The following is a 22,752-nucleotide window of genomic DNA, read 5'->3' as shown; positions in this document are numbered from 1 at the left end:
GAAGGTTGACCCATGACCGGCGAGGACCAGCGGCAGACCAGGCAGGACATCCGGGGGGTCGCGCGCGGCACCGCCCCCGCCCCGCTCTCGATCCTCGACCTCGCCCCGGTGGGTGCCGGCTACACCGCGGCCCAGGCGCTGACCGCCACCACCGAGCTGGCCCGCGGCGCCGAGCGCTGGGGCTACCACCGCTTCTGGGTGGCCGAGCACCACGGCATGCCGGGGGTGGCCAGCTCCACGCCCGCCGTGCTGATCGCCCACCTCGGGGCGCACACCAGCACGCTGCGGCTCGGCTCCGGCGGCGTGATGCTGCCCAACCACGCGCCGCTCGCCATCGCCGAGCAGTTCGGCCTGCTGGAGGCGCTGCACCCGGGCCGGATCGACCTGGGCCTGGGCCGGGCGCCCGGCACCGACCCGGCCACCGCCCGGGCGCTGCGCCGCGGCGAGCACGAGGACCCGGACGACTTCCCGCGCCGGCTGTCCGAGCTGACCCACTTCCTGGACGGCGCCTTCCCCGCCGGGCACCCCTATGCCCGGCTCAGCGCGGTGCCGAACGGTCCCGAGCGCCCGCCGGTGTGGCTGCTCGGCTCCTCCGGCTTCAGCGCCCAGCTGGCCGGGCGGCTCGGCCTGCCGTTCGCCTTCGCGCACCACTTCAGCGCGGAGAACACGGTGCCCGCGCTGGAGCTGTACCGCAGCAGCTTCCAGCCCTCCGAGGTGCTGGCCGAGCCGTACGCGCTGATCGGCGTCAGCGCGGTGGCCGTGCCGGAGGGCGGGCGGCAGGCCGCGCGCCGGCTGGCCGCCTCGGCCGGGCTCGGCATGCTGCGGCTGCGCCGGGGCATGCCCGGGAAGATCCCCACCCCCGAGGAGGCCGCCGCCTACCCCTACAGCCCAGCCGAGGCCGACTTCCTGGAGAACTGGCTCGGCAACGTGGTGCTGGGCGCTCCGGAGGAGGTGGCCGAGGGGCTGGAGGAGCTGCGCAAGCGCACCGGCGCCGACGAGCTGATGGTCACCTCGCACGTGCACGGCCACCAGGCACGGCTGCTCTCCTACGAGTTGATCGCTCAGGCCTACGGCCTGGCGGCCGGCCAGGAGGGTTAGGGCCGCAGCGCGGGGTGGTCGGAGCCGGGCAGCTGGATCCGGCCCTCGCGCAGTATCCCGGCGACCAGTGAGGCCTCGCCGGGGCGGGCGAAGTACCAGCCCTGCGCGGTGTCGCAGCCGGTCAGCCGCAGCCGCTCGGCCTGGGCCGCGTTCTCGATGCCCTCGGCCGTCACGGTCAGGCCCAGGTCGTGGGCCAGGCGCACCATCGCGCCCACGATCTGCTCGTCCGCCTCGCTGCGGCGCGAGCGCAGGTCGGGGCGGCCGACCGGGGCCGGGTCGCGGAAGCCCTCGATGAAGGTGCCGTCCAGCTTCAGCGCGTGCACCGGCAGGCGGGAGAGGTAGGCGAGGTTGGAGTAGCCGGTGCCGAAGTCGTCGATGGCGATCCGCACGCCCATGTCGGCCAGCGCCTGCAGGGCCTGCAGCGGCCGGCCGCTGGGGCCGAGCACGGCGCTCTCGGTCAGCTCCAGCTGGAGCAGCCGGGCGGGCAGCCCGGTGCGTTCCAGCACCTGGGCGACGTCCGCGACCACGTCGGAGTCCCAGACCTGACGGGCCGCCAGGTTGACGCTGACGAAGGCCTCGGTATCGGGGAACTCCGCCAGCCAGCCGCGCGCCTGCCGGCAGGACTCCTCCAGCACCCATTTGCCGAGCGGCACGATCGCCCCCGACTCCTCGGCCAGCGGGATGAACCGGTCCGGTGACAGGGTGCCGAACCGGGGGTGGCGCCAGCGCACCAGCGCCTCGGCGCCGTGCACGGTGCCGTCCGCCAGGCCCACCAGCGGCTGGTACTCCACGGTGAACTCGCCGCGCTCCAGCGCCGGGCGCAGCGCGGTGGTGAGCAGCCGGCGGGTCAGCTGGTGGGCACCGCGGTCGCGGTCGTAGAGGGTCCAGCGGGCGCGGCCGTCGGACTTGGACCAGTAGAGCGTGGCGTCGGCGTCCTTCACCAGGTCGGTGGGGCTGGTGCCCTGCACCGGGCGCTCCACCACCCCGACGCTGGCGGTGACCGCGAGCCGGTGCCCGGCCACCTCGAAGGGCCGCTCCAGCAGGGTGAGCAGCTGGGCGGCGAGGCCGGTCAGCTGCTCGCTGCCCTCGCTGTCGGCGACCAGCACGGCGAACTCGTCGCCGCCCAGGCGCGCCACCAGCAGCCCCTCGCCGGTGACGAAGCGCCGCTCCAGCCGGGCCGCGACGGCGCTCAGCAGCTGGTCGCCGATGTGGTGGCCGAGGGTGTCGTTGATCGCCGCGAAGCCGTCCAGGTCCACGTAGCAGACGCCGACCCGGCGCCCCGCGCCGTCGCCGGGGCGCTGCGGGTCGGGCAGGCAGGCGGCGTTGAGCCGGTCGAAGAAGAAGGTGCGGTTGGGCAGCCGGGTCAGCGGATCGTGCAGTGCCTGGTAGGCGAGGCGGTCGCCGAGCCGGCGCCGCTCGGTGATGTCCTCGAACATCGCCAGGGTGTAGAAGGGCTTGCCCTGGGCGTCGCGGACCAGCGTGATGGTCACGTTGCTCCAGACCTCGCGCCCCTCGCGGTGCTTGAGCTGCTTCTCCACCCGCAGCCGGTCGCGCTTGCCGTTCACCAGTTCCAGGTAGAGCCGGCGCGGGGTGTCCTCGGGGTCGATGATCTCGTGCAGGTGCATCCGGACCAGTTCGCCGACCTCGCGGCCGAGCATCGCGGCGAAGGCGGGGTTGGCCTCGATCACCAGGTCGTCGGTGTCGATCAGCAGCATGCCGATGCCCGCATCGGCGAAGGCGGCCCGGAACCGGGACTCGCTGGCGCGCAGGGCGGCGAGCAGCTCGTCGGTGTCGGCCGCCAGTGGTGCGCCCCGCTCGGCCGCGGCCGCGGGCACCGCCGCGGACAGGGGGGCCGCGCAGTTGGGGCAACAGGCGGGGGAGGGCAACCGGGTCGGTGGCGGCTCGGTGATGGGGAGCAGCGTGTCGGGACGCACGCCGTTGCGGTGTGCGTCGGCCCCCTCGTTCCGGCCTCGCACTGCACGCTCCCGTCCGCCGCTGACGCTCGCTTGCTCACGCTCTTCAGGGGCGCTGCTGATTGACGACGCGTCAGCCGGGTGGGCCGGACGGCTGTCAAGAGCAGAGCACTGTGCCCGATCATAGGGCGCCGGGGGAAGCCGGGGCCACAGCCGTCAGGGTGAATCACGGCTTCCGGTGGGAGCACGGGCGGGGACGGATACGCCCCCGGCGGGCACCGTGTGGTGCCCGCCGGGGGCGTGCGCGGGGCGGACGAGCCCCGGTCGGGCCGGGAGCCTCAGGCCAGCTTCGCGCTGAGCGTGATGGTGGTGCCTGCCAGCGCCTTGCTCACCGGGCAGTTGGCCTTGGCGTCCTCGGCGGCCTTGACGAAGCCGGCCTCGTCCAGACCCGGCACCTCGCCGACCACGGTCAGGTGGATCCCGGTGATGCCGGTGCCCGGCTGGAAGGTGACCTCCGCCTGCACGTCGAGCTTGGTGGGCGGGGTGCCGGCACCGGCCAGGCCGTGCGAGAGGGCCATCGAGAAGCAGGCCGAGTGGGCGCCCGCGATGAGCTCCTCGGGGCTGGTCCTGCCGTTCGGCTCCTCGGACCGGGCCGGCCAGGAGACCGGGAACTGCCCGATGCCGGAGGAGGCGAAGGTCACCTCGCCACTGCCGTCGAGAAGGTTCCCCTGCCATGCGGTGCGAGCGGTGCGAACAGTTGCCACGATCGGTACCTCCTGCTGCTCTGATGCTCTGGAAAGAGACGTCGGTATGACAGATCCGGTCACGCCGGTCCCAGACTACTGGTCAGGGCAACTGGCAGAAGGTCACCTTGGCGCCGCCGGGGTCGGTGCACGGCGCCATCCGTCCGTACGGCGAGTCGAACGGGTCGCGCAGCACCCGGCCGCCCAGGCCCGTCACCTGGTCGGCCGCGTGGTCCGCCTCGGGCACCGCGAAGTACACCGACCAGTACGGCTGGGGAACCGCGGCCCGGTAGCGGCCGCAGACCGGCAGGCCGTCCGTGCCGGGCACGCTCCAGGCGGTGTAGTCGAACGCGCTCCCGTCGCCGACCTGCTTCTGCTGGTAGGGGAAGAGCTCGGCGTAGAAGGCGTCCGCCTGGTCGGCCTCGGGGGTGGTGAGGTCGTGCCAGCACATCGCGCCCGGCTCCCCGTAGACCGCCGCGCCCGGGTGGCCGCCCGGCTGCCAGAGCCCGAAGGCGGCGCCGGCCGGGTCGTAGCCGAAGGCGAGGCTTCCTGCGCCCGGCACCCGGTGCGGGCCGAAGACCGCCGTGCCGCCCACCCGGGTCACCCGGTCGTAGACCGCGTCGAGTTCACCGGCGGCCAGGTAGACGTTCCAGGACCAGGGCAACTGCTCGGCGCCGGCCGGCGGTGGCAGCAGTCCGGCCGCGGGCCGGCCGTCGAGCAGGCACATGGTGTAGCCGTTGTACTCGGCCCCGAGCTGCTCGAACTCCCAGCCCAGGATGGGGCCGTAGAAATCCGCGGCGTCCAGCGGGTCGGCACAGGTCAGGTCGGTCCAGCAGGGAGCGCCGTCGGGGTAGGAGTCGCGCAGGGGCATGGGGATGGGCCTTTCCGTGGGGGAGCTGTCTCTGCGTCAGAATCCGGCCGGTTGTCACTGTCCGCAACTGGAGGGTGATCGCATGCGATCAGGGGGAGCCGGTCGCGGCGGCGCTGCCCGCGGTGCCGGGCGCCGGGTCGCCCGGCGGTTGTCCGGATGGTGGGCGATCCGGGCAATTGGGGAGAGTCCGGGCCGGGCCGCCTGTTAGATTTGCCCGGCCCGCGCGCCGGGCAGTCCCCAGGCCACCGGCCCCTTTCGCGCCCGGCCCCGTGGCCCGGCGCCCGAACCGGAGCAGACGCGATGACCGAGCAGCCCGCGACCGAACCCACCGCCGCGACGGCGGACGTTGACGACGCCGTCCGCGAGGAGCTGGCCGACCTGCGCCAGAGCATCGACAACATCGACGCCGCGGTCGTCCACATGCTCGCCGAGCGGTTCAAGGCCACTCAGCGGGTCGGCACGCTCAAGGCGGCCCACAAGCTGCCCGCCGCCGATCCGGCCCGCGAGCGGGACCAGATCCGGCGGCTGCGGCAGCTGGCGGCCGGTGCGCGGCTCGACCCGGTCTTCGCGGAGAAGTTCCTCAACTTCATCATCGCCGAGGTGATCCGCCACCACGAGGCGATCGCCAGCGACGCCGCGACCGGCGGGCCTTGCGACAGCCGAGGCTCCGCCGACAGCTGAGGGCACGCCGACAGCCGAGGGCGCGCCGGTCGCGGCCGGGATCAGTGCAGCCGGGACCGGCCGCTGCCGGGCGCCGTGGCACCGCGGCGGGTGCGGGCGGGGCGGGACGGGCGGACGTCCGGCCGGCTCGGCCGGTCCTCGGTGGGCGGGGCCGCCGCGCGCTGGCGGGCGCCGAGTAGGGCCAGGGCCGCGGCCGCGGGGGGCTCGGTGACGCCGAGTTCGCGCATCGCGGCCTGGTGCTCGGTGCACCACAGCGGGCTGGCCGGACTGCCGTCGGCGTAGCCGAGGCCCTCGGGCGGGAGGTAGTGGACCCCGCACTCGGTGCACTGGAAGAGGAGCCGCATCTCAGTTCACGTGTCCCTTCCCGCCGCAGTGGGCACAGGGGGACAGGTAGTTCTCCTGCTTGGGCTGCCGCGTGCCGTCGGGCTCGGTCTCGACGGTGTGTCGGATCTTCTCGGTGACGCCAGTACCGCCGCACCGCGGGCAGATCTGGTGACTCACGGTGCCGACGCTACTCCTGACGGCCGATGCCCGGGAGGGGTTTCACACGTTCGTGGGAATGCTCGCCGTGGGCGGGTCGAGGGCCACCTGGTCGGGCTCCGCGCCGCCGCCCGATCCGCCGGCCTGGGCGGCGAAGGCGCCGAGCAGCACCAGCAGGCCGCCGAACAGCTGCAGGGTGCCGAGGTGTTCGTCCAGCAGGAACCAGGCCGTGACGGTGGCGACCACCGCCTCGATGTTGGCCACCACCCCGGCCACCGGCGGCGAGAGGTGGCGCACCGAGACCACACCGGTCAGGTAGGCGAGGACGGTGGCGACGAGGATCATCCAGGCCGCGGGCAGCAGCGCGGGGACCTGGTGCCCGGCCATGGTGACGTGGCCGCCGAGCTTGCTCCAGTGGCCCTGCCAGGGGCGGGCGACCACGGTGAGCACGAGCGCGCCGATCAGCAGCCCGAAGGCCGCCATCCCCAGCGGGTCGGCGGGCTTCTCGCCCCGGCCGCCGGCGTCGGCGAGCACGAAGTAGCCGACCTGGCAGCAGGCCGCGCCGAGCGCGAAGAGCACGCCGACGGCGTCGAAGCTCAGCCCCTGCCAGACCTCCACCACGCAGGCCAGCCCGGTGACCGCGACCGCGGCGCCGACCGCCGCGCCGCGGCTGACCGGGCGGCGCTGGACGAAGCGCACGTAGCCGAGCAGAAGCGGCGGCCCGAGGTACTCGATCAGCAGCGCGACGCCGACGGGTATCCGGGATATCGCCGCGAAGTAGCAGGCCTGCACCCCGGAGACGCCGAGCAGCCCGAAGCCGAGCACCAGCGCCGGGCGCTCGCGCAGCACCGCACGGTGGCGCCAGGCCACCGGCAGCAGCACCAGGGCCGCGCCGGTCGCCCGCAGCCAGACCACCTGGAGCGGGGACAGGCCCGCCTCGATCAGCGGTTTGGCCGCCGTGCCGGAGCCGCCGAAGGAGACGGCGGAGATCAGCGCCAGGGTGAGGCCGACGGCCCGGCGGGAGGGCGGTGCGGAGGCCGGGGTGGAGTGCATCGGATCATTCTGCCAGCAGCCCGAACACCTGTGCCGATGGCCAGGAGCTGGGCTGGGCCGGGTTGTGCGGGGCAGGGGTTAGCCGACCCCGGCCGGGACCGGCGGGATGCTGCCTGCCCCGGAGGGCTGGGCGGGTGTCGTCGGTGTCGTCGGCGGGGACGTCGGCGGACGGGACGGCTCGGCGGTGACCGGGGGCCGGGACGGCCGGCTCGGCGAGGTGGGCGGCGCCACCGGGGTGGACGGCGTCGACGGCTCCGCGGGCCGGGTCGTCGGCGGGTCCGGGGTCGGCTCGCTCGGCGCCTCGGGGGTGGCCGGGCTGCTCGACGGCCGGCTGTCGGCCGAGGGGCCGGTGCTGTCCGGGGCCGTGGGGCGGGAGGTGCTCGGCCTGGTCGCGCGCGGCGAGGCGGCGGACGACGCAGCGGGGGTGTCCTGTGCCGCCGCGGTGGTGCCGGGCGGGGTGAAGCCGCCGACCGGGGTGCCCAGATGCGCGGCCTTCATGTAGTCGGTCCAGATCTGTGCCGGGTAGCCGCCGCCGTTGACCCGCCCGCCGCCGGCCGTGCCCGAGAGCGTGACCTGCTTGCCGCTGCCCGCCTGCTCGCCGAACATCGCCACCGAGGTCACCAGCTCGGGCGTGTAGCCGACGAACCAGGCCGAGCGGTTGCCGTCGGTGGTCCCGGTCTTGCCGGCCGCCGGGCGGCCCAGCTCCTTGGCGCGCCACCCGGTGCCGCCCGGGTCGGCCACCACGCCCTGCAGCATGTCGGTGACCTGCCGGGCCGTCTGCTCGCTCACCGCCCGGTCGCCGTTCTGCCGGGACGGCAGCGGCAGGTCGACGCCGTCCCGCTGGAGCGACTGGACCAGGTACGGGGTCTGCTGCCGTCCGTCGTTGTCCAGCGTCGCGTAGACCCCGGCCATGTCCAGCACGCTCGGCATCGAGACGCCCAGCGGCAGCGAGGGCACGGCGTTCAGCTCGTTGGTGTCGGCGGGCAGGCCGAGCGCGATCGCGCTCTGCCGGACCTTCTCCAGGCCGGTGTCCTGGGCGAGTTGGGCGAAGACGGTGTTGACCGACCAGTCGGTGGCCTGGCGCAGCGTGATCTGGCCGTACTCGGCCTCGCCCTCGTTCGGCGGCGCGTACGGCGGCTTGGCCGTACCGCCGCGCACCGGGCGGCGGTTGGCGCCGTCGTAGACCGTGTCGGGGGTGATGGTCCGCCCGTCCTGGGTCTTCGCGCCGCTCTCCAGGGCGGCGGCCAGCGCGATCGGCTTGAAGGTCGAACCGGCCTGGTAGTCGCGGCGGGTGGCGTTGTTGACGAAGTGCCGGGTGTAGTCGGTGCCGCCGTACATGGCCAGCACCGCACCGGTCTTCGGGTCCAGCGAGACCGCGCCGGCCTGGATGTCGCCGTCGCCCGGGCGCTTGGCCGCGTCCAGCTTGTCGGTCAACTGCCGCTGCACGGCGGTCTGCAGGTCCGCCTGGCGGGCCGGGTCGATGCTCAGGGTGATCCGGTGGCCGCCCTTGGCGAGCGCCGCCTCGTCCACCAGCGTGTGCGAGACCAGGTACTCCTTGGCGGCGTCCACCAGGTAGCCGGCCTGTCCGGCGAGGCCGAGGGCCGGCTGCGGGGCGCGGACCTGCGGGAAGGTGGTCGCCGACCGGTCGGCGGCGGACAGCCAGCCCTCCTGGACCATGCCGTCCAGCACGTAGTTCCAGCGGGCGGTGGCCGCGCGTCTGCCCGCCTCGTTCGCGGTCGAGACGTCGTAGACCGAGGGTGCGTTGAGCAGCGTCGCGAGGTAGGCGCCCTGCGCGGCGTCGAGCCTGCTCGCGTCCACCCCGAAGTAGGCCTGCGCCGCGGCCTGGATGCCGTAGGCGCCGCGCCCGTAGTAGGTGGTGTTCAGGTAGCTCGCCAGGATCTCCTGCTTGTCGAGCGTGGCGTCCACCTTGAGCGCGATGAAGACCTCCTTGATCTTCCGGCTGACCGTCTGCTCCTGGGTCAGGTAGGCGTTCTTGACGTACTGCTGGGTGATCGTCGAGCCGCCCTGGGCGCCCTTGCCGGTGGCGGTGTTCCAGCCGGCCCGCAGCAGTGCGGCCGGGTTGACGGCGCCCTCGCGGTAGAAGCCGCGATCCTCGGCGGCCAGCACCGCGTGCTGGGCCTCGGGGGAGATCTGGTCCAGCGGCACGCTCTCCCGGTTGGTCTCGCCGGTCTGGGCGAGCACCGTGCCGTCCCGGTAGAGCCAGGTGTTGCGCTGCGCGGTGGCGGCGGCGTGCGCGTCCGGGACCTTGACCAGCAGTACGCCGAGCGCGAAGAACCCGGTGGCGAGCAGCAGTACGGACAGGGTGGCGAAGAGGCTGAACCGCCAGGTCGGCACCGCCCGGCGCCAGCCGCAGCGGCGCGGGCGCCCCGAGTGCAGCAGACGGCGTGGCAGGGAACGGGCGGCGGGTCGCGGCACGAGGCCATTCCTCTCAGCCAGGGCAGGGGACCGTGAAAGCCTGCCTGGCACCGCCCGGGGAACGGTAGGGACTTTTGTCCCTTTTGAGGGAAGTGGCGGGAGAACAGCTGATTGATGGTGAATTCGCCCCTTGGTGCAGGGGCGACTAGGCGGCCTGGTGCTCTGTCAGGTCCGTGGCCACCTCGGGCAGCGGCAGCCAGAGCCGCACCGCGAAGCCGCCGCCGCACTCGGGCGCCGCCTCGATCGTGCCGCCCAGCAGGGCGGCCCGCTCGCGCAGCCCGATCAGGCCGTGCCGCCCACCGGGCAGGCCGGAGTCCGGACAGGGCCCGGCCGGTGCCTCGTTGCGCACGCTGACGTGCAGCGCCTCGGCGGTGATCCTGACCAGCACCTCGGTCCGGGCACCCGGCGCGTGCTTGCGCACGTTGGTCAGGGCCTCCTGCACCGTGCGATAGGCCGCGCGCTCGACCGGCTCGGGCAGCGTCCGCTCCAGGCACCCGTCCACCTGCAGCGTGGCGGCCACCTCGGCCGCACCCACCAGGCGGGGCAGGTCGGCCAGCCGGGGCTGCGGCACCAGCTCGGTGGGCCCGGCCCCCGCCGCGCGCAGCACCAGGATCATCGAGCGCAGCTCCTCCAGGGTGGCCACCGCCAGGCCGCGCAGGGTGGCGGCGGTCTCCCGGGTCACCGGGTCCTTGGTGGTCACCTGGAGGGCGCCGGCCTGCACCGCGATCAGCCCGGCCTGGTGCGAGACCACGTCGTGCATCTCGCGGGCTATCCGGGCCCGCTCCTCGGCGATCACGGTCTTCGCGTAGAGCGCGCGCTCGTGGTCGCGCAGTTCGGCGAGCTCGGCGACCCGCTCGGAGAGGTCCCGCTTGGTCTGGGCGAGCAGCCCGAGCGCCACCGGGCCGACGCCCAGCATGGTCGCGAAGATCAGCTGCTGGGTGATGCTGCTCAGGCTCTCGGTCCGGAACGCGGTGATCGGCCAGGGCAGGAAGCTGCCCAGCACCACCAGCAGCGCCGCGAGCGAGCGCTGCCAGCGCGCGCGCTCGGTCCGGGCCACCGTGTACGCGGCGATCACGGCGGCGACCAGCGCGTTGCCCGCGTACAGCCCGGGGAGGGTGAGCAGCAGCACGGTGCGCGGGAAGGGGCGGCGCAGCACCAGGACGGCGGCGGCCAGCAGCGAGACCGCGAAGTGCCAGTCGTGCGTGGACGGCACGTTGAGCAGGGCGTCGAGCGAGGCGGGGACCACCAGGAGGGTGTCCACCAGCCACGGGTGCCAGCGCCGCTCAGGACGCCAGAGCCGGCCCATCGACCGCTCGGTCCACCCCTTCGCTCTGGCTGCCACGCTGCTCGCTCCGATCCTGCCCGACCTGCCCCGACCTGCCCGGGCACTCTGGCGACGGTACCGCACCGCTTCGGGCGGTGCGGGCCGTGCGTCCAGGGGTTGGGACCCGCGCAGCACCGTGGTCGGTTCCCGGGCGGGGCGGCCGGCCGGGGCGCGGTGTCAGCAGGCGCTGCCCCGGGGCAGCCGGTAGCGCGCGTCGACCTGGTAGTCGCCCGGGGCGGTCACGGTCAGCCTGGTCCAGTCGCCGTCCTGGCTCAGGCAGGCGCCACCCGGACCGTGCACGGTGAGCCAGGGCGAGTAGGGGATGCGCAGCTGCACCTGGCCCGCGGCACCGACGGTGAGCTGGATCCGCTCCGCGTCCGCCCGCAGCACGGTGGCCGGCCCGTCGGCCAGCGGCTGGGCGTCGGTGAACCGGAAGAGCCGCCAGTGCTCGTCGTGCCAGACCTCCTCCAGGTAGCCGAGGCCGCCGCGCACCAGTGCGGCCTCGGCGTCGCCGGCGATGTCGGTGGGGCCGGAGGGCAGCGCGACGTAGCCCACCGCCCAGCGCTGCAGCCAGTCGTGGTAGCTGGCCGGGGTGAGCGTCCTGTCGTAGAAGAGCGGGTTGCGCTGGACGTCGGCCTGGCGGTTCCAGCCGCGGGCCAGCTGGGTGACGTCGGCCAGCCGCCAGGACTCGTAGTGGTTGAGCATCGGGACCGCCTCCACGCGGGCCCGCTCGGCGTGCAGCTGCTGCAGCTCGGCGACGAGCGCGTCCGCCTGGTGGGTGGGCGAGGGGGTCGGGATGCCGATGATGTTCGCGGTGATCGTCCAGTAGGCCGCCATGCCGAACCCGGCGACCAGGGCGGTGACGCGCCGCCAGGACCGCAGGGGGCGCCACTGTTCGTTGCCGAGCAGGGCCAGCAGCACGACGCCGCCGAAGATCAGCGCCAGGCGCTGCACGTTCATGCCGATCGGCGTCGGGAAGGCCAGGGTCAGCGCGGAACCCAGCGCGTACACCAGGGCGCCCAGGCGCACCGCGCGCCACGGCCGGGGGACCAGCAGCGCCACCACCAGTGCGGTGCCCGCCGAGAAGACGGCGGTGGAGGCGGAGATCGGGTCGACCCCGAAGAACGGGAAGAGCGCGGCGCAGCCCAGCACCACCACCGGCGGCGGCACGGCCATCGCCCAGCCGGTCCGGTAGCGCCGGGTGAGCAGCAGCGCGGCGGCGGCCACGTCGACGAAGAGGCCGGCCACCGGGCTGGCCGTGGTCGCCAGCAGCGCGCACAGGGCGACCGCCGCGACCCGCCACCAGCTCGCCCTGCGCTGCTGACCGGCCACCACCACCGCGGCCAGGCCGAACATCAGGCCGAGCGCGAAGGTCACCCGCCCGGCGGCGATGTCGCAGGTCAGCGCGAAGGCTCCCCACAGCGCGGCGGGCAGCGGCCGGCGCACGTGGGAGCGCTCCAGCAGTACCGCGAGCAGCGCGGTCGAGAGCACGGCCGCCGCGACCGCCGTGGTGCGCACCCCGAACAGGGCCATCAGCCACGGGGCGAGGACGCTGTAGGAGGCGGGGTGCATGCCGCCGTACCAGGAGAAGTCGTACGCCGAGCCCGGGTGCTTGCCCACGAAGTCGGCCCAGGCGAACTGCGCGGAGAGGTCGGCGGTGACCCCGGCCATGAGGCGTGCCCAGAGCAGGCCCATCAGCAGCGCGACCGCGGTGGAGACCGCGACGGGGGAGGTCCAGCGTCTCCAGCCGTCGCGTCGCTCCGCCGGGGCGGTGGGCTCCGGCGGCGTCGGGGGTGCGGTGGGCTGCTGCAGAACGCTCACTGCGCGTGGTTCTCCCGTCTTGGTGGGGCGCCGGGGTCGGCCAGGTCGACCGGTGCCCGCGATGCCGGGTAGCTCCGGCCCCCGTGAGCTGTCACCGCCTGATCGTCCATCTTGCGACGATGCTCCCGTGCCGCCGCCACCGGGGGTCGGCGCCGTACCGGGGAGAACGGATCGGCGGGCGGGAGCGGCTCACCGCACCGTGGCCGGGAAAGCCGGATGGGCCGCTCTCCCGAAGGAGAACGGCCCATCCCGTGTTGTGCGCCGCCAGGGACTCGAACCCCGGACCCGCTGATTAAGAGTCAGCTGCTCTAACCAACTGAGCTAGCGGCGCTTGTTCAACGCGGAGAACATTACCCGACCAGGGGGCCTATGCCGAAATCGGGCGGTACCGGCACTCCCGTCACAGGGCGCCGCCCGCCCGGAGGACCCGCAGCAGCAGCCCGTGCAACTGCTCCCGCTCGGTGGCGGAGAGCGGGGCCAGCACCTCGTCCTGCACGGCCGCCGCCTCGTCGTGGAGCTCGCCGAGGGCGGTGCGGCCGGCCGGGGTGAGCGCGACCTGCATGCGGCGGCGGTCGGCGGTGGAACGCGTGCGCTCGACCAGGCCGGCCCGGCTCAGCTCGTCCAGCAGGCGTACCAGGTCGCTCGCGTCGATACCCAGGCGTTCGGCCAGCTCGCGCTGGGCGTGCGGGCCGAAGTCGGCGAGCGAGGCCAGGACGGACAGGTGCCACAGGCGCAGCTCCCGCTCGGCGAGCCGGGCCGCCAGCCGGCCCCTGGCCCGGCGCCCGGTCTGGGCCAGCAGGTAGCTGGTGAGGTCGAGCAGGCTCGGGGGTGTGGCATCCATGGCAGGGATTGTAGGGTGATCACCAATGATGGGTGGTCACCCATTGATTTTCGCAGCCCGGAGGCTCCGTTGGACGCGCTCTACCCACGCCTGCTGGTCACTCGCTTCGCCGACTGCTTCCGCTTCTACGACGCCGTCCTGCCCGAACTGCTGGGTGCGGTGCGGCAGAAGGGCGACGAGTCGGGCCCGTACGCCAACTGGGACGTGGCCGACCAGGCCGTCCTGGTGCTCTACGACCGCGCCGCACTGGCCGCCGCCGTCGGGACCGGCGAGCTGCCGCCGCTGGCACCGCCCGCGCAGGATGCCGCGATGCTGGTCTCCCGGGTCGCGGACGTCGATGCCGCGCTCGCCCTCTGCCTGGCGAACGGCGCCACCCCGGTGACGCCGGCCACCGACCGCCCGGAGTGGGGGCCGACCCTGCGCTCGGCCCATCTGCGCGACCCCGAGGGCCACTTGATCGAGCTGCAGTCGTACTGAGCGGATCCGCGGGGGTGGGCCGGCCTGCCGGCGCACCCCCGCGGGCGGGGTCAGGCCGCCGGGGCCTTGGTCCGCAGCACCTCGATGAACGCGCGCAGCCAGCCCGGGTGGTCCGGCCAGGCGCGCGCCGAGACCAGCACGCCGTCCACCACGGCCTCGCCGTCGCGGTAGGTCGCGCCGGCGGCCCGCACGTCCGGCTCCAGGGCCGGGTAGGCGGCGGTGGTCCGCCCCTGGAGCACGCCGGTCGCCGCGGTGATCTGCGGGCCGTGGCAGATCTGCGCCACCGGCTTGTCGGTCTCGAAGAAGTGGCGGGTGATCCGCTGCACCTCGGGGTCGTTGCGCAGGTACTCGGGCGCCCGGCCGCCGGGGATCACCAGGGCGGCGTACCCGGCCGGGTCGACCTCGTCGAAGGCCAGGTCGGCGGGCCAGGTGTAGCCCGGCTTCTCGGTGTAGGTGTCGAAGCCGTCCTCGAAGTCGTGCACCACGAAGCGCAGCTTCTTCCGGCTCGGGGCGGCGATGTCCACCTGGTACCCCTCCTCACGCAGCCGCTGGTAGGGGTAGAGCACCTCCAGCGACTCCGCGGCGTCCCCGGTGATGAGCAGCACCTTCACAGCCATCCATGGCCTCGATTCAGACGTTCCAAGGGGGTGGGCGATGCGCGCGGGCACGGTAGCCGCCCGCTCACGCAGCGGCACCGTCCCTCCGGCCCCGCGTACCTCCCCGCCCGGCAGCCCCGGGAAACGCCGAAGGCCCCTCGCTCTCGCGAGGGGCCTTCGACCGTCTGTGCGCCGCCAGGGACTCGAACCCCGGACCCGCTGATTAAGAGTCAGCTGCTCTAACCAACTGAGCTAGCGGCGCTTGCTGACGTCGAAGACTTTACACGGCCCGGTCGGAATCACCGAATCGTCACCGGGCCGTCGCGCACTGTCAAGGCTGCGTACGCGGGCGGGCTCAGCCCGGCGCCGGTGCCCCGTCCCGGGCGTAGCACCACCAGCAGACCGCCAGGCAGAGCGCGTAGAAGGCGACGAAGACGTAGAGCGCGTCGGTGGCGGGGGCGAGCGCGAACATCGCCGGGACGAAGAAGGCGCCGCAGGCCGCCACCGCGGTGCCGAGGCCGGCGGTGGCCGACAGCTCCGCGGGGCCCAGCGGCAGGCGGGAGAGCTGGCGCAGGCCGGAGCCGGTGCCGAGGCCGGCGAAGAGGAAGATCAGCAGGAAAGCGGCGCAGCCGAGCCGGAAGTTGCCCGGATCGCCGGGCGAGGGCAGCGCCCGGACCGCCACGATGACGGCGAGCGCCAGCCCCGCGAAGCAGATCGTGGTGCACCAGGCGCCGCCCGCCCGTCTGCCCAGCCGACCGCCGAGCGGGCGGGCCAGCACGCCGACCAGCGGGCCGATCCAGACGAACCCGGTGGCCGAGCAGCCGGGGTCGGCCGCGGTGAAGGTGCGGTCGAGCAGGTTCGGCAGGGCGGCGGCGAAGCCGAGGAAGGAGCCGAGGGTGCCGAGCCGGAGCAGCGCCAGCAGCCAGGTGTGCCGGCGGCGCAGCACGGACCGGTACGGCGTGGTCGGCGCGCCGGGCACCCGCAGGTCGTTCATCAGGAACCAGGCCAGCACCGCCAGCAGCGCCAGCGGCGGGACCCACCCGAAGGCGGCGTTCGGCAGCCAGGCCTCGCCGCCGCCGTGCGTGGCCCGCCCCCGCCCGGCCGGCGCGCCGAGGAACCCGGTGGTGATCACGATCGGCGTGAGCGCCTGCACCAGGGCGATGCCGAGATCGCCCGCACCGGCGCTGCGGCCGCGGGCCCGGCCCTGCAGCGCCGGCGGGTAGAAGGGGTCGAGCGTGGCCTGCGCGGAGGAGGCGACGGCGCCGCCCAGCCCGCACAGCGCGGCGAGCGCCAGCAGCACCCCGTACGGCGTGCCGGTGTCGCGCACCGCCAGGCCGAGGCCGAGCAGCGGGCCGATCAGGACCGCCGTGCTGAGCGCCGTCCAGCGGCGCCGGCCGACCGCCGGGCCGAGCAGCGCGTAGCCGGCCCGCAGGATCGCGCCGGTCAGGCCCGGCAGCGCGGCCAGCCAGAACCGCTGCCCGCCGGAGAGCGCGAAGCCCGCCCGGCCGAGCTCCACCACCAGCACCGACCAGATCTGCCAGACCGCCGTGGCCAGCAGCAGGGCCGGCGCGGAGACCGCCAGGTTGCGCGCCGCCACCCGGCGGCCGGCGGTGGACCAGAACCGCGGGTCGCACGGGGTCCAGCGGCGGATGGTGGCCCCGGGCCGGAGATCCGGGCGGGGCCGGGACACCGCGGGCTCGTCGACAACGCTCAACGGTGCTCCCGGGAAAGGCGGTCGGCGGTCAGCGGTCCCCGCGCGGCGCGCGCCACCACAGGAGCAGCACGGCCAGGAAGGAGCCGATCGAGAAGGCCGTGGTCCACCAGGCGGTGTCGGTGTCGCCGACCATCCAGGCGTTGGTGGCCACCGTCAACGCCCACAACTGGCCGACCAGGACGGCCAGGGCGAGCACCGAGCGCGCCGCGAGCAGGGCCGGGCGATCGGCACCGCCCGATCGCCCGGCCCTGCTCGCGGCGCGGCCGGCCGGCGGGCGCAGGCGCGGCCGGCGGGCCGGGGTGCGGCGGTCGGCGCGCCGCCCGGCGCCGGCCGGGGGGTACGCGGGGGGCGGGGCGTCCTGGTGGTCCGTCATGTGCTGGCCACCGCCGTGGCGCTGGCGCTGGCCGGAGCCGAGGCGGGGGCGCCGGGCGCGTCGTTGCAGCCCGCCTGGTCGGCGAGTTGCGGATCGCGCTCGCGCAGCTGGCGGCAGAGGCCGTTCTCCTCGCTCTCGCCGGAGCGGGCGGTGCCGATCGCCCAGATGCCGCCGGCCGAGTCCTCCACCAGCACCACCTTCGGCAGTCCGCGCGGCGGCGGCCCGCCCGTCACGTCACCGGTCCGCACGTCGAAGGTGCCCTGGTGGCACGGGCAGTAGAGCTCGCCGGCGGTGCCGCCGTCGGGGCGCCAGAGCACCCCGCAGGCCCGGTGGGTGCAGACGGAGGAGTAGCCGACCACCGCGCCGTTGGCCAGCCGGATGCCGATCGCGCGGTCCTGCGCGGTGGGGTACTCGAAGGTCACCGTCTCGCCGGGGTCGAGCTGGTCGGCGACCTTGAGCGGGTCCGCGCCGCCGTCGCCGTGCCGGGGCAGCACGCCCGCGGCCACCACGGTGGAGCCGACCGCGAGGCCGCCCGAGACGGTGGCCAGCAGGCGCAGGCAGTCGCGGCGGGTGGCGCCGGGGTTGCCCTGGCCGAAGGCCGGGGGCAGGGCGGTGCCGGCCTCCTCGGGCCGGCCGGGCTGCTCCTCGGGGGGCGGCACGGTCACGCGGACACTCCCTTCCCGGACGCCCGGCGTCCGGTGGCTGCGATGCGCGCGGCGGTCACCTGGCGTCCCGTCGCGGCTGGGCGAAGTAGGCGTCACCGCGCAGCAGGCGCCGGCAGCGCCCGCAGTACGCGGCCCACCGGTCGAGGCCGAGGCGCGGCAGCAGGAGGCGGGCCCGCAGGGGGTCGGCGTCGGCTCCGGTGCGTTCGGCCCCGGCGTGCCCGGCGCCGGCGGGGGCGATCGCCTCACCGCAGCGGCGGCAGGCGAAGGCCGCGCCGCGCTGCCGGCCGGGCCCGGTCAGGCCCGCGAGCACGGCCGGCCGAAGGCGTGCGGCGGCCGGGCGCGGCAGTGGCCGGGTGAAGACGCCGAACGGCAGCAGGACCAGGGTCGGCACCACCGCGGCCAGGTGCAGCACGGCCAGGAACTGGTAGCCGCCGCCGTGCAGCGCGAGCGCCGAGAAGGTCAGCAGCAGGCCGGTCACCGCGATGGTCAGCAGCGCGATCAGCGGCAGGAACGCGGGGCCCGGCCGTGCCCCCGCGCCGCTCGCGCCGTCGCGCGGGCGCTGCCACAGGAGGTAGCCGGCGCCCGCGATCACCAGCACCGCCGCCAGGTCCAGGCCGTGGAAGAGCACCCAGCCGAGCAGGCCGTCGGCGTCGAAGCCGAGGATGCGAAAGCCCCACACCCGCAGCTGGTAGCCGGAGCCGGTCGGGTCGGGCACGGTGCAGGTGAGCCAGCCCCAGGTCAGCGGAACGGTGATCACGGTGGCGAGCAGCGTGCCCCAGAAGATCAGCTGGTGGGCGACCCGGCGCCGCGGCGCGTCCGCGCCGGTGGGCGGTCGCAGGCCGATCAGCGCGAGCGCGCGGCGCGGCAGCGCGGCCGCCGCGGTGCGCAGCCCGCGGAAGGAGCGCGCGGCCCGTCCGCCCGTCCGCCCGCCCAGCCACAGGGAGCAGCGGTGGGCCAGGCCGAAGGCGAGGAAGACGGTGCCCACCGTGTAGGGGAGCAGCGTGATGTCGAAGTCGCGCAGGCCCCGGCTGCCCAGCAGGATCGCCGCCACCACCGCCAGCACCGTCAGCGTGCCCGCCAGCGAGGCCCGTTGGGCGGGGGAGCGGGTGAAGCGGTCCGGCTCGGCCCAGGGCGGCGGGTCGGCGTCGAGCGGGTCGCCGTCGGGCGGGCCGGGGACCGGTGGCTCGGCGTCCGGCGGCTGGGACGCGGCCCTCTCCTGATCGGACACGGCCACCTGGGGACCTCCACGGACGGCTGCCGCGCACGTCCGCCCGGCACTCCCTGGCACGTTAGGCGGGCCGCGGGTGCGCCGCCCGTGGGGGCGGGCGTCCGGGTGACGCGGGGTCAGTGACGGGCTGATGCCGCGTCAGCCATGACGGGTCACAGCTCCGGGTAGTGGCAGGCCGCCGCGTGGTCGACGTCCGGGGCGGCGGGGGTCAGTGGTGGCGGGGTCGTCTCGCAGGCGGGGCGGCGTTCGGGGGACAGGGCGGCGTAGACCGGGCAGCGGGTGCGGAAGGCGCAGCCGGTGGGGCGGCTGGTCGGGGAGGGCGGGTCGCCGGGGAGCAGCAGGCGGGTGCGGCCACGCTCGGCGACCGGGTCGGGGATCGGCACGGCGGAGAGCAGCGCGCGGGTGTAGGGGTGGCGCGGGGACTCGAACACGGCGTCGACGGCGCCGTGTTCGACCGTGCGGCCCAGGTACATCACGCTCACCCGGTCGGCCAGGTGGCGGATCACCGACAGGTCGTGCGAGACGAAGAGGTAGGCCAGGCCGAGCTCGGCCTTCAGCCGGCGCAGCAGGTTCAGCACGCCGGCCTGGATCGAGACGTCGAGCGCGGAGACCGGCTCGTCCAGCACCAGGAGCTGGGGCTCGACGGCCAGGGCCCGGGCGATGGAGATGCGCTGGCGCTGACCGCCGGAGAACTCGTGCGGGTAGCGGGTGGCGTGGGCCGCCTCCAGGCCGACCTGGTGCAGCAGTTCGGGGATCCGGCGGGCGATCAGGGTGCGGTCGGCGCCCTGGGCCTGGAGCGGCTCGGCGATGATGTCGCCGATCGGCATCCGCGGGTCCAGGCTGGCCATCGGGTCCTGGAAGACGATCTGCAGCCGGCCCCGCAGCCGGTGCGCGGCCTTGGCGTCGAGGGCGGCGGTGGACTCGCCGAGGAACTCGATCCGGCCGGCCTCGGGGGCCCGCAGGCCGAGGACCTCGAAGAGCGTGGTGGACTTGCCGGAGCCGGACTCGCCGACCAGGCCCAGGGTTTCACCGTGCCGGATGTCCAGCGTGACGCCGTCCACCGCGTAGACCTCGCCGACCTTGCGCTTGAAGACGGTGCCCTTGAGCACCGGGAAGGTCTTGGCCAGGTCGGTGATGCTGAGCACGGCGGGCAGCGATGCGCGCGGGACGGGCGCGGCGGCGGGCTCGGGTGCGGCGGGCAGCTCGGGGACGGGGTAGACCTCGGCCGGGGCCGGCCGGTCGGCGGCCAGCTCGGCGGCGCGCAGGCAGGCGGCCCGGTGGTCCACCGGCCCGGTGAGCGCAGGCTCCGCCTCGCGGCAGCGGTCCTCCACCAGCGGGCAGCGGGCCGCGAAGGGGCAGCCGGGCGGCAGGTCGGTCAGGGCCGGCGGGTTGCCGGGGATCGGCACCAGCGGCCCGCCGCGCCGGTCCAGGCGCGGCACGGCGCCGATCAGGCCCAGGGTGTAGGGGTGTTGGGGCGCGCCGAACAGCTCGTCCACCGAGGTGTTCTCCACCACCCGTCCGGCGTACATCACCGCGACCCGGTCGGCCATCTGGGCGATCACCCCGAGGTCGTGGCTGACCAGGACCAGGGAGGCGCCGGTCTCGCGCTGGGCGGTGCGCAGCACGTCCAGGACCTGGGCCTGGATGGTGACGTCCAGCGCCGTGGTCGGCTCGTCGGCGAGCAGGATGTCGGGCTCGTTGGCCACGGCCATGGCGATCATCGCGCGCTGGCGCATGCCGCCGCTGAACTCGTGCGGGAAGCCGTCGAGCGCCCGCTGCGGGTCGGGGATGCCGACCAGGTCGAGCAGTTCGGCGGCGCGGCGGCGGGCGGCGGCCTTGTCGAGGCGCTGGTGGACCTGGACGGCCTCGGCGATCTGGTCGCCGATCCGGTAGACGGGGGTGAAGGCGGAGAGCGGGTCCTGGAAGACCATCGCGATCCGGCGGCCCCGGATCCGCGACAACTCCCGCCCCGGCAGGCCGATCAGCTCGTGCCCGTCGAGCTCGACCGAGCCGCGCACGGTGGCGGTGCCGGGCAGCAGGCCCAGGATCGCGAGCGCCGTGACGGACTTGCCGGAGCCGGACTCGCCGACGATGCCCAGCGTCTCGCCGCGGCCGAGCGTCAGGTCGACGCCGCGCACGGCGGTGGTGGCGGCCTTGCCGCGGGCGCCGGCGAAGTCCACCCGCAGGTCGCGGACGGCCAGCAGCGGGGTGGCGGTGGTGGTGCTCATCAGGCGTTGCCCTTGACTCGGTCCGTGCGGCGCTTGCGAGGTGAACTACTGCGCCCGGCGCGGGCGGTGGGGTCGAGCGCGTCGCGCAGCCCGTCGCCGATCAGGTTGACGGCCAGGACGAAGAGGACCAGCAGGCCGGCGGCGAAGTAGAACATCCAGGGGTAGGTGGGGGCGGCCTCGGTGCCGTCGGCGATCAGGGTGCCGAGCGAGACGTCGGGGGCCTTGACGCCGAAGCCGAAGTAGGAGAGCGCGGTCTCGCTCATCACCGCGGCGCCGACCGCGATGGTGGCGTCCACGATCAGGTAGGAGGCGGCGTTCGGCAGGATGTGCCGCCAGATGATCCGCAGCGGCCGCACGCCCATGAACTGGGCGGCGCGCACGAATTCGCGCTCCTTGAGGGAGATGGTCATGGAGCGCACCACCCGGGCGGTGATCATCCAGTTGAAGGCCGCGAGCAGCACCACGAAGGCGATCCAGCCGGTGTTCTGCAGCCGGGGCGAGACGATCGCGATGATCAGGAAGCTCGGGAAGACCAGCATCAGGTCGACGAAGAAGATCAGCAGCCGGTCGGTCCAGCCGCCGAAGTAGCCCGCGCAGGCGCCGACCGCGCCGGCCAGCACGGTGGAGAGCAGCGCCACCAGCAGGCCGATGATCAGCGACTTCTGCAGCCCGCGCAGGGTCTGGGCGTAGACGTCCTGGCCGAGGCTGCCGGTGCCGAACCAGTGGGTGCCGGAGGGGGGTTCGCGCAGCGCCGTGTAGTCGACGTCGGTGTAGCTCCAGTGCGTCAGGTACGGGCCGACGAAGGCGAGCAGGAAGAGCAGCACCACCACGGCCAGGCCCACCAGCGCGCCGGGGGCGGCCAGCAGCCGGCGCAGCACCAGGCGGCCCCGGCCGACCGGTCCGGCGGGGGCGGCGTCGCCCGGGGCGGGCGGCGCGTCGAGGGCGGCGGTGGTCACGGCGGCATCTCCCATCACACACGCACCCGCGGGTCGAGGGCGGCGTGCAGCGTGTCGGCCAGGAAACCCGAGGCCAGGATCGTCACGGCGGTGAAGAGGTTGACGGCCACCACCGCGTTGATGTCGTTCTCCTGGACCGAGCTGATGAACCACTCACCCATGCCGTGCCAGCCGAAGATCACCTCGGTGAAGGTGGCGCCGGTGAAGATGCTCAGGATGTTGTAGGCGAAGAGGGTCGACATCGGGATCACCGCGGTGCGCAGCCCGTGCTTGAGCAGCACCTTGCGGCGGCTCAGGCCCTTGGCCTCGGCGGTGCGCAGGTAGTCCGAGCCGAGCACGTCGAGCATGGTGCTGCGCTGGTAGCGGCTGTAGGTGGCGATGCCGGTGAGCGCCAGCGAGAGGGTGGGCAGCAGCAGGTGCACGCCCCAGTCGAGCAGGTGGGCGCCGAGCCCGCCGCTGAGCCCCGGGGTCTCGTAGCCGGTGAAGTTGATCAGCTGGTGGCCCGAGGCCTGGTTGACCGCGATCGCGCCGTTCTTCAGGAAGAGCGCGATCAGGAAGACCGGCGAGGAGAGCAGGACGAAGGAGAAGACGGTCAGCGCCCGGTCGGAGAGCCGGTACTGGCGCACCGCGCCCCAGGCGCCGGCCGCGACGCCGAGGACGGTGCCGAGCAGACTGCCGATCACCAGCAGCCGCAGCGAGACGCCGAGCCGGCGGCCGAAGTCGGCGTTGACCGAGGTGTTGTGGATGGTCTGGCCGAGGTCGCCGTGCAGCACGCCGTCGGCCCAGTGCTCGAAGCGCACCACCACCGGGGTGTGGTCGTTGATCCCGAGCGTCGTCAACTGCCGGTCCACCGCGGCGGCCGAGGGCCGGGGCTGCTTGTTCTCGAAGTAGGCGCGGGGGTTGAGCGCGGCGCTGGAGAGCGCGTAGGCCAGGAAGACCGCGACGACCAGGAGGACCACGTAGTAGGCGAATCGTTTCGCCAGATAGCGCAGCATCAGCGCCCTCTTCTGGCGCAGCAGAAGCCGCGACTCCCGATAGTCATGCTCAATTGCCTTCGCTCGATGGGTCTTCGGAGCAGCTTCGTGCAGCGGAATTCTGGGACCGACCTGTCGGCCGGTCAAGACCACGCGCACGGACTACTTCGACGGGTTCGGCGAAGCAGCAGGTCAGAGTCTTACAGTCAGTCGCAGCCGGGGTGTTGCCGCTGTGTTGCGCCCTGTTGCGATTCGATCAGAAGTGATCACATCCCTCTGG

General features: G+C 74.5%; 21 protein-coding genes and 2 tRNA genes. 3 read left to right on the top strand and 20 right to left on the bottom strand.

The genetic code is table 11. The features are described 5' to 3' along the window. The first annotated feature begins 12 nt into the window (after positions 1–12). On the top strand, positions 13–1,098 hold the full coding sequence (locus OG294_RS15550; RefSeq protein WP_327067100.1) for an LLM class flavin-dependent oxidoreductase: 1,086 nt from the start codon (positions 13–15) through the stop codon (positions 1,096–1,098). On the opposite strand, the gene OG294_RS15545 is transcribed toward OG294_RS15550, so the two are convergent. From OG294_RS15545 to OG294_RS15535, 3 genes are all read right to left on the bottom strand, one after another. Continuing rightward, complete coding sequence (locus OG294_RS15545) at positions 1,095–3,032, bottom strand: putative bifunctional diguanylate cyclase/phosphodiesterase (RefSeq protein WP_327067099.1); 1,938 nt, start codon at positions 3,030–3,032, stop codon at positions 1,095–1,097. The genes OG294_RS15550 and OG294_RS15545 overlap by 4 nt on opposite strands. A gap of 317 nt (positions 3,033–3,349) precedes the next feature. Then, the gene (locus tag OG294_RS15540) at positions 3,350–3,775 is read right to left on the bottom strand and encodes an OsmC family protein (RefSeq protein ID WP_327067098.1); all 426 of its coding nucleotides are present in this window, start codon (positions 3,773–3,775) and stop codon (positions 3,350–3,352) included. Positions 3,776–3,857: 82 nt separating this feature from the next. Then, on the bottom strand, positions 3,858–4,625 hold the full coding sequence (locus tag OG294_RS15535) for a VOC family protein (protein WP_327067097.1): 768 nt from the start codon (positions 4,623–4,625) through the stop codon (positions 3,858–3,860). Positions 4,626–4,925: 300 nt separating this feature from the next. Here OG294_RS15535 and OG294_RS15530 point away from each other — a divergent pair, with 300 nt between their 5' ends. After that, complete coding sequence (locus OG294_RS15530) at positions 4,926–5,306, top strand: chorismate mutase (RefSeq protein ID WP_327067096.1); 381 nt, start codon at positions 4,926–4,928, stop codon at positions 5,304–5,306. A 41-nt stretch (positions 5,307–5,347) separates the two neighbouring features. Here the strand turns inward: OG294_RS15530 and OG294_RS15525 are convergent, their stop codons facing one another. From OG294_RS15525 to OG294_RS15490, 8 genes are all read right to left on the bottom strand, one after another. Next, positions 5,348–5,650: a hypothetical protein gene (locus tag OG294_RS15525; RefSeq protein WP_327067095.1), complete on the bottom strand. Its 303-nt coding sequence runs from the start codon at positions 5,648–5,650 to the stop codon at positions 5,348–5,350. A gap of 1 nt (position 5,651) precedes the next feature. Then, positions 5,652–5,807, bottom strand: a complete 156-nt coding sequence (locus OG294_RS15520) for a hypothetical protein (RefSeq protein WP_327067094.1) — start codon at positions 5,805–5,807, stop codon at positions 5,652–5,654. Positions 5,808–5,849: 42 nt separating this feature from the next. Then, complete coding sequence (locus tag OG294_RS15515) at positions 5,850–6,839, bottom strand: EamA family transporter (RefSeq protein WP_327067093.1); 990 nt, start codon at positions 6,837–6,839, stop codon at positions 5,850–5,852. A 78-nt stretch (positions 6,840–6,917) separates the two neighbouring features. Further along, positions 6,918–9,275, bottom strand: a complete 2,358-nt coding sequence (locus OG294_RS15510) for a transglycosylase domain-containing protein (RefSeq protein ID WP_327067092.1) — start codon at positions 9,273–9,275, stop codon at positions 6,918–6,920. Between the two features lie 145 nt (positions 9,276–9,420). Continuing rightward, positions 9,421–10,617, bottom strand: a complete 1,197-nt coding sequence (locus tag OG294_RS15505) for a sensor histidine kinase (protein WP_327067091.1) — start codon at positions 10,615–10,617, stop codon at positions 9,421–9,423. Between the two features lie 159 nt (positions 10,618–10,776). After that, on the bottom strand, positions 10,777–12,420 hold the full coding sequence (locus OG294_RS15500) for an MFS transporter (protein ID WP_327067090.1): 1,644 nt from the start codon (positions 12,418–12,420) through the stop codon (positions 10,777–10,779). Positions 12,421–12,677: 257 nt separating this feature from the next. After that, positions 12,678–12,751: transfer RNA gene (locus OG294_RS15495), tRNA-Lys, on the bottom strand. Between the two features lie 69 nt (positions 12,752–12,820). Further along, positions 12,821–13,261: a MarR family winged helix-turn-helix transcriptional regulator gene (locus tag OG294_RS15490; protein ID WP_327067089.1), complete on the bottom strand. Its 441-nt coding sequence runs from the start codon at positions 13,259–13,261 to the stop codon at positions 12,821–12,823. Between the two features lie 69 nt (positions 13,262–13,330). Here OG294_RS15490 and OG294_RS15485 point away from each other — a divergent pair, with 69 nt between their 5' ends. Then, positions 13,331–13,738, top strand: a complete 408-nt coding sequence (locus tag OG294_RS15485; protein ID WP_327067088.1) for a VOC family protein — start codon at positions 13,331–13,333, stop codon at positions 13,736–13,738. 50 nt (positions 13,739–13,788) lie between these two features. On the opposite strand, the gene OG294_RS15480 is transcribed toward OG294_RS15485, so the two are convergent. From OG294_RS15480 to OG294_RS15440, 9 genes are all read right to left on the bottom strand, one after another. Continuing rightward, positions 13,789–14,355 (bottom strand): DJ-1/PfpI family protein, encoded by a 567-nt coding sequence (locus tag OG294_RS15480; protein ID WP_327067087.1) that lies wholly within the window; start codon positions 14,353–14,355, stop codon positions 13,789–13,791. Positions 14,356–14,522: 167 nt separating this feature from the next. Then, positions 14,523–14,596, bottom strand: a tRNA-Lys gene (locus OG294_RS15475). Between the two features lie 93 nt (positions 14,597–14,689). After that, a complete protein-coding gene (locus OG294_RS15470) occupies positions 14,690–16,048 on the bottom strand; it encodes a nitrate/nitrite transporter (protein WP_327067086.1) in 1,359 nt (452 codons plus the stop codon). Between the two features lie 28 nt (positions 16,049–16,076). Continuing rightward, on the bottom strand, positions 16,077–16,421 hold the full coding sequence (locus tag OG294_RS15465; protein WP_327067085.1) for a hypothetical protein: 345 nt from the start codon (positions 16,419–16,421) through the stop codon (positions 16,077–16,079). Next, entirely contained in the window at positions 16,418–17,086 is a 669-nt protein-coding gene (locus tag OG294_RS15460) for a Rieske (2Fe-2S) protein (RefSeq protein ID WP_442789168.1), read from the bottom strand. Before OG294_RS15460 ends, OG294_RS15465 begins: the two co-directional genes overlap by 4 nt. A gap of 55 nt (positions 17,087–17,141) precedes the next feature. Continuing rightward, positions 17,142–18,320 (bottom strand): MFS transporter, encoded by a 1,179-nt coding sequence (locus OG294_RS15455; RefSeq protein ID WP_327067084.1) that lies wholly within the window; start codon positions 18,318–18,320, stop codon positions 17,142–17,144. Between the two features lie 146 nt (positions 18,321–18,466). Further along, positions 18,467–20,542 carry an ABC transporter ATP-binding protein gene (locus OG294_RS15450; RefSeq protein ID WP_327067083.1) on the bottom strand — a complete coding sequence of 692 codons (2,076 nt, stop codon included), beginning with the start codon at positions 20,540–20,542 and terminating at the stop codon, positions 18,467–18,469. Next, positions 20,542–21,513, bottom strand: a complete 972-nt coding sequence (locus OG294_RS15445; protein ID WP_442789167.1) for an ABC transporter permease — start codon at positions 21,511–21,513, stop codon at positions 20,542–20,544. The genes OG294_RS15450 and OG294_RS15445 overlap by 1 nt, the downstream gene beginning before the upstream one ends. Continuing rightward, a complete protein-coding gene (locus OG294_RS15440) occupies positions 21,513–22,493 on the bottom strand; it encodes an ABC transporter permease (RefSeq protein ID WP_327067082.1) in 981 nt (326 codons plus the stop codon). Before OG294_RS15440 ends, OG294_RS15445 begins: the two co-directional genes overlap by 1 nt. Between the last annotated feature and the right edge of the window lie 259 nt (positions 22,494–22,752).

Origin of the sequence: Kitasatospora sp. NBC_01302 (genome assembly GCF_035976515.1) — a bacterium.
In the GTDB taxonomy this organism is placed as follows: Bacteria; Actinomycetota; Actinomycetes; order Streptomycetales; family Streptomycetaceae; genus Kitasatospora.
Note: the sequence above shows the minus strand (reverse complement) of the source record. Positions and strands in the feature narration are given on the sequence as shown.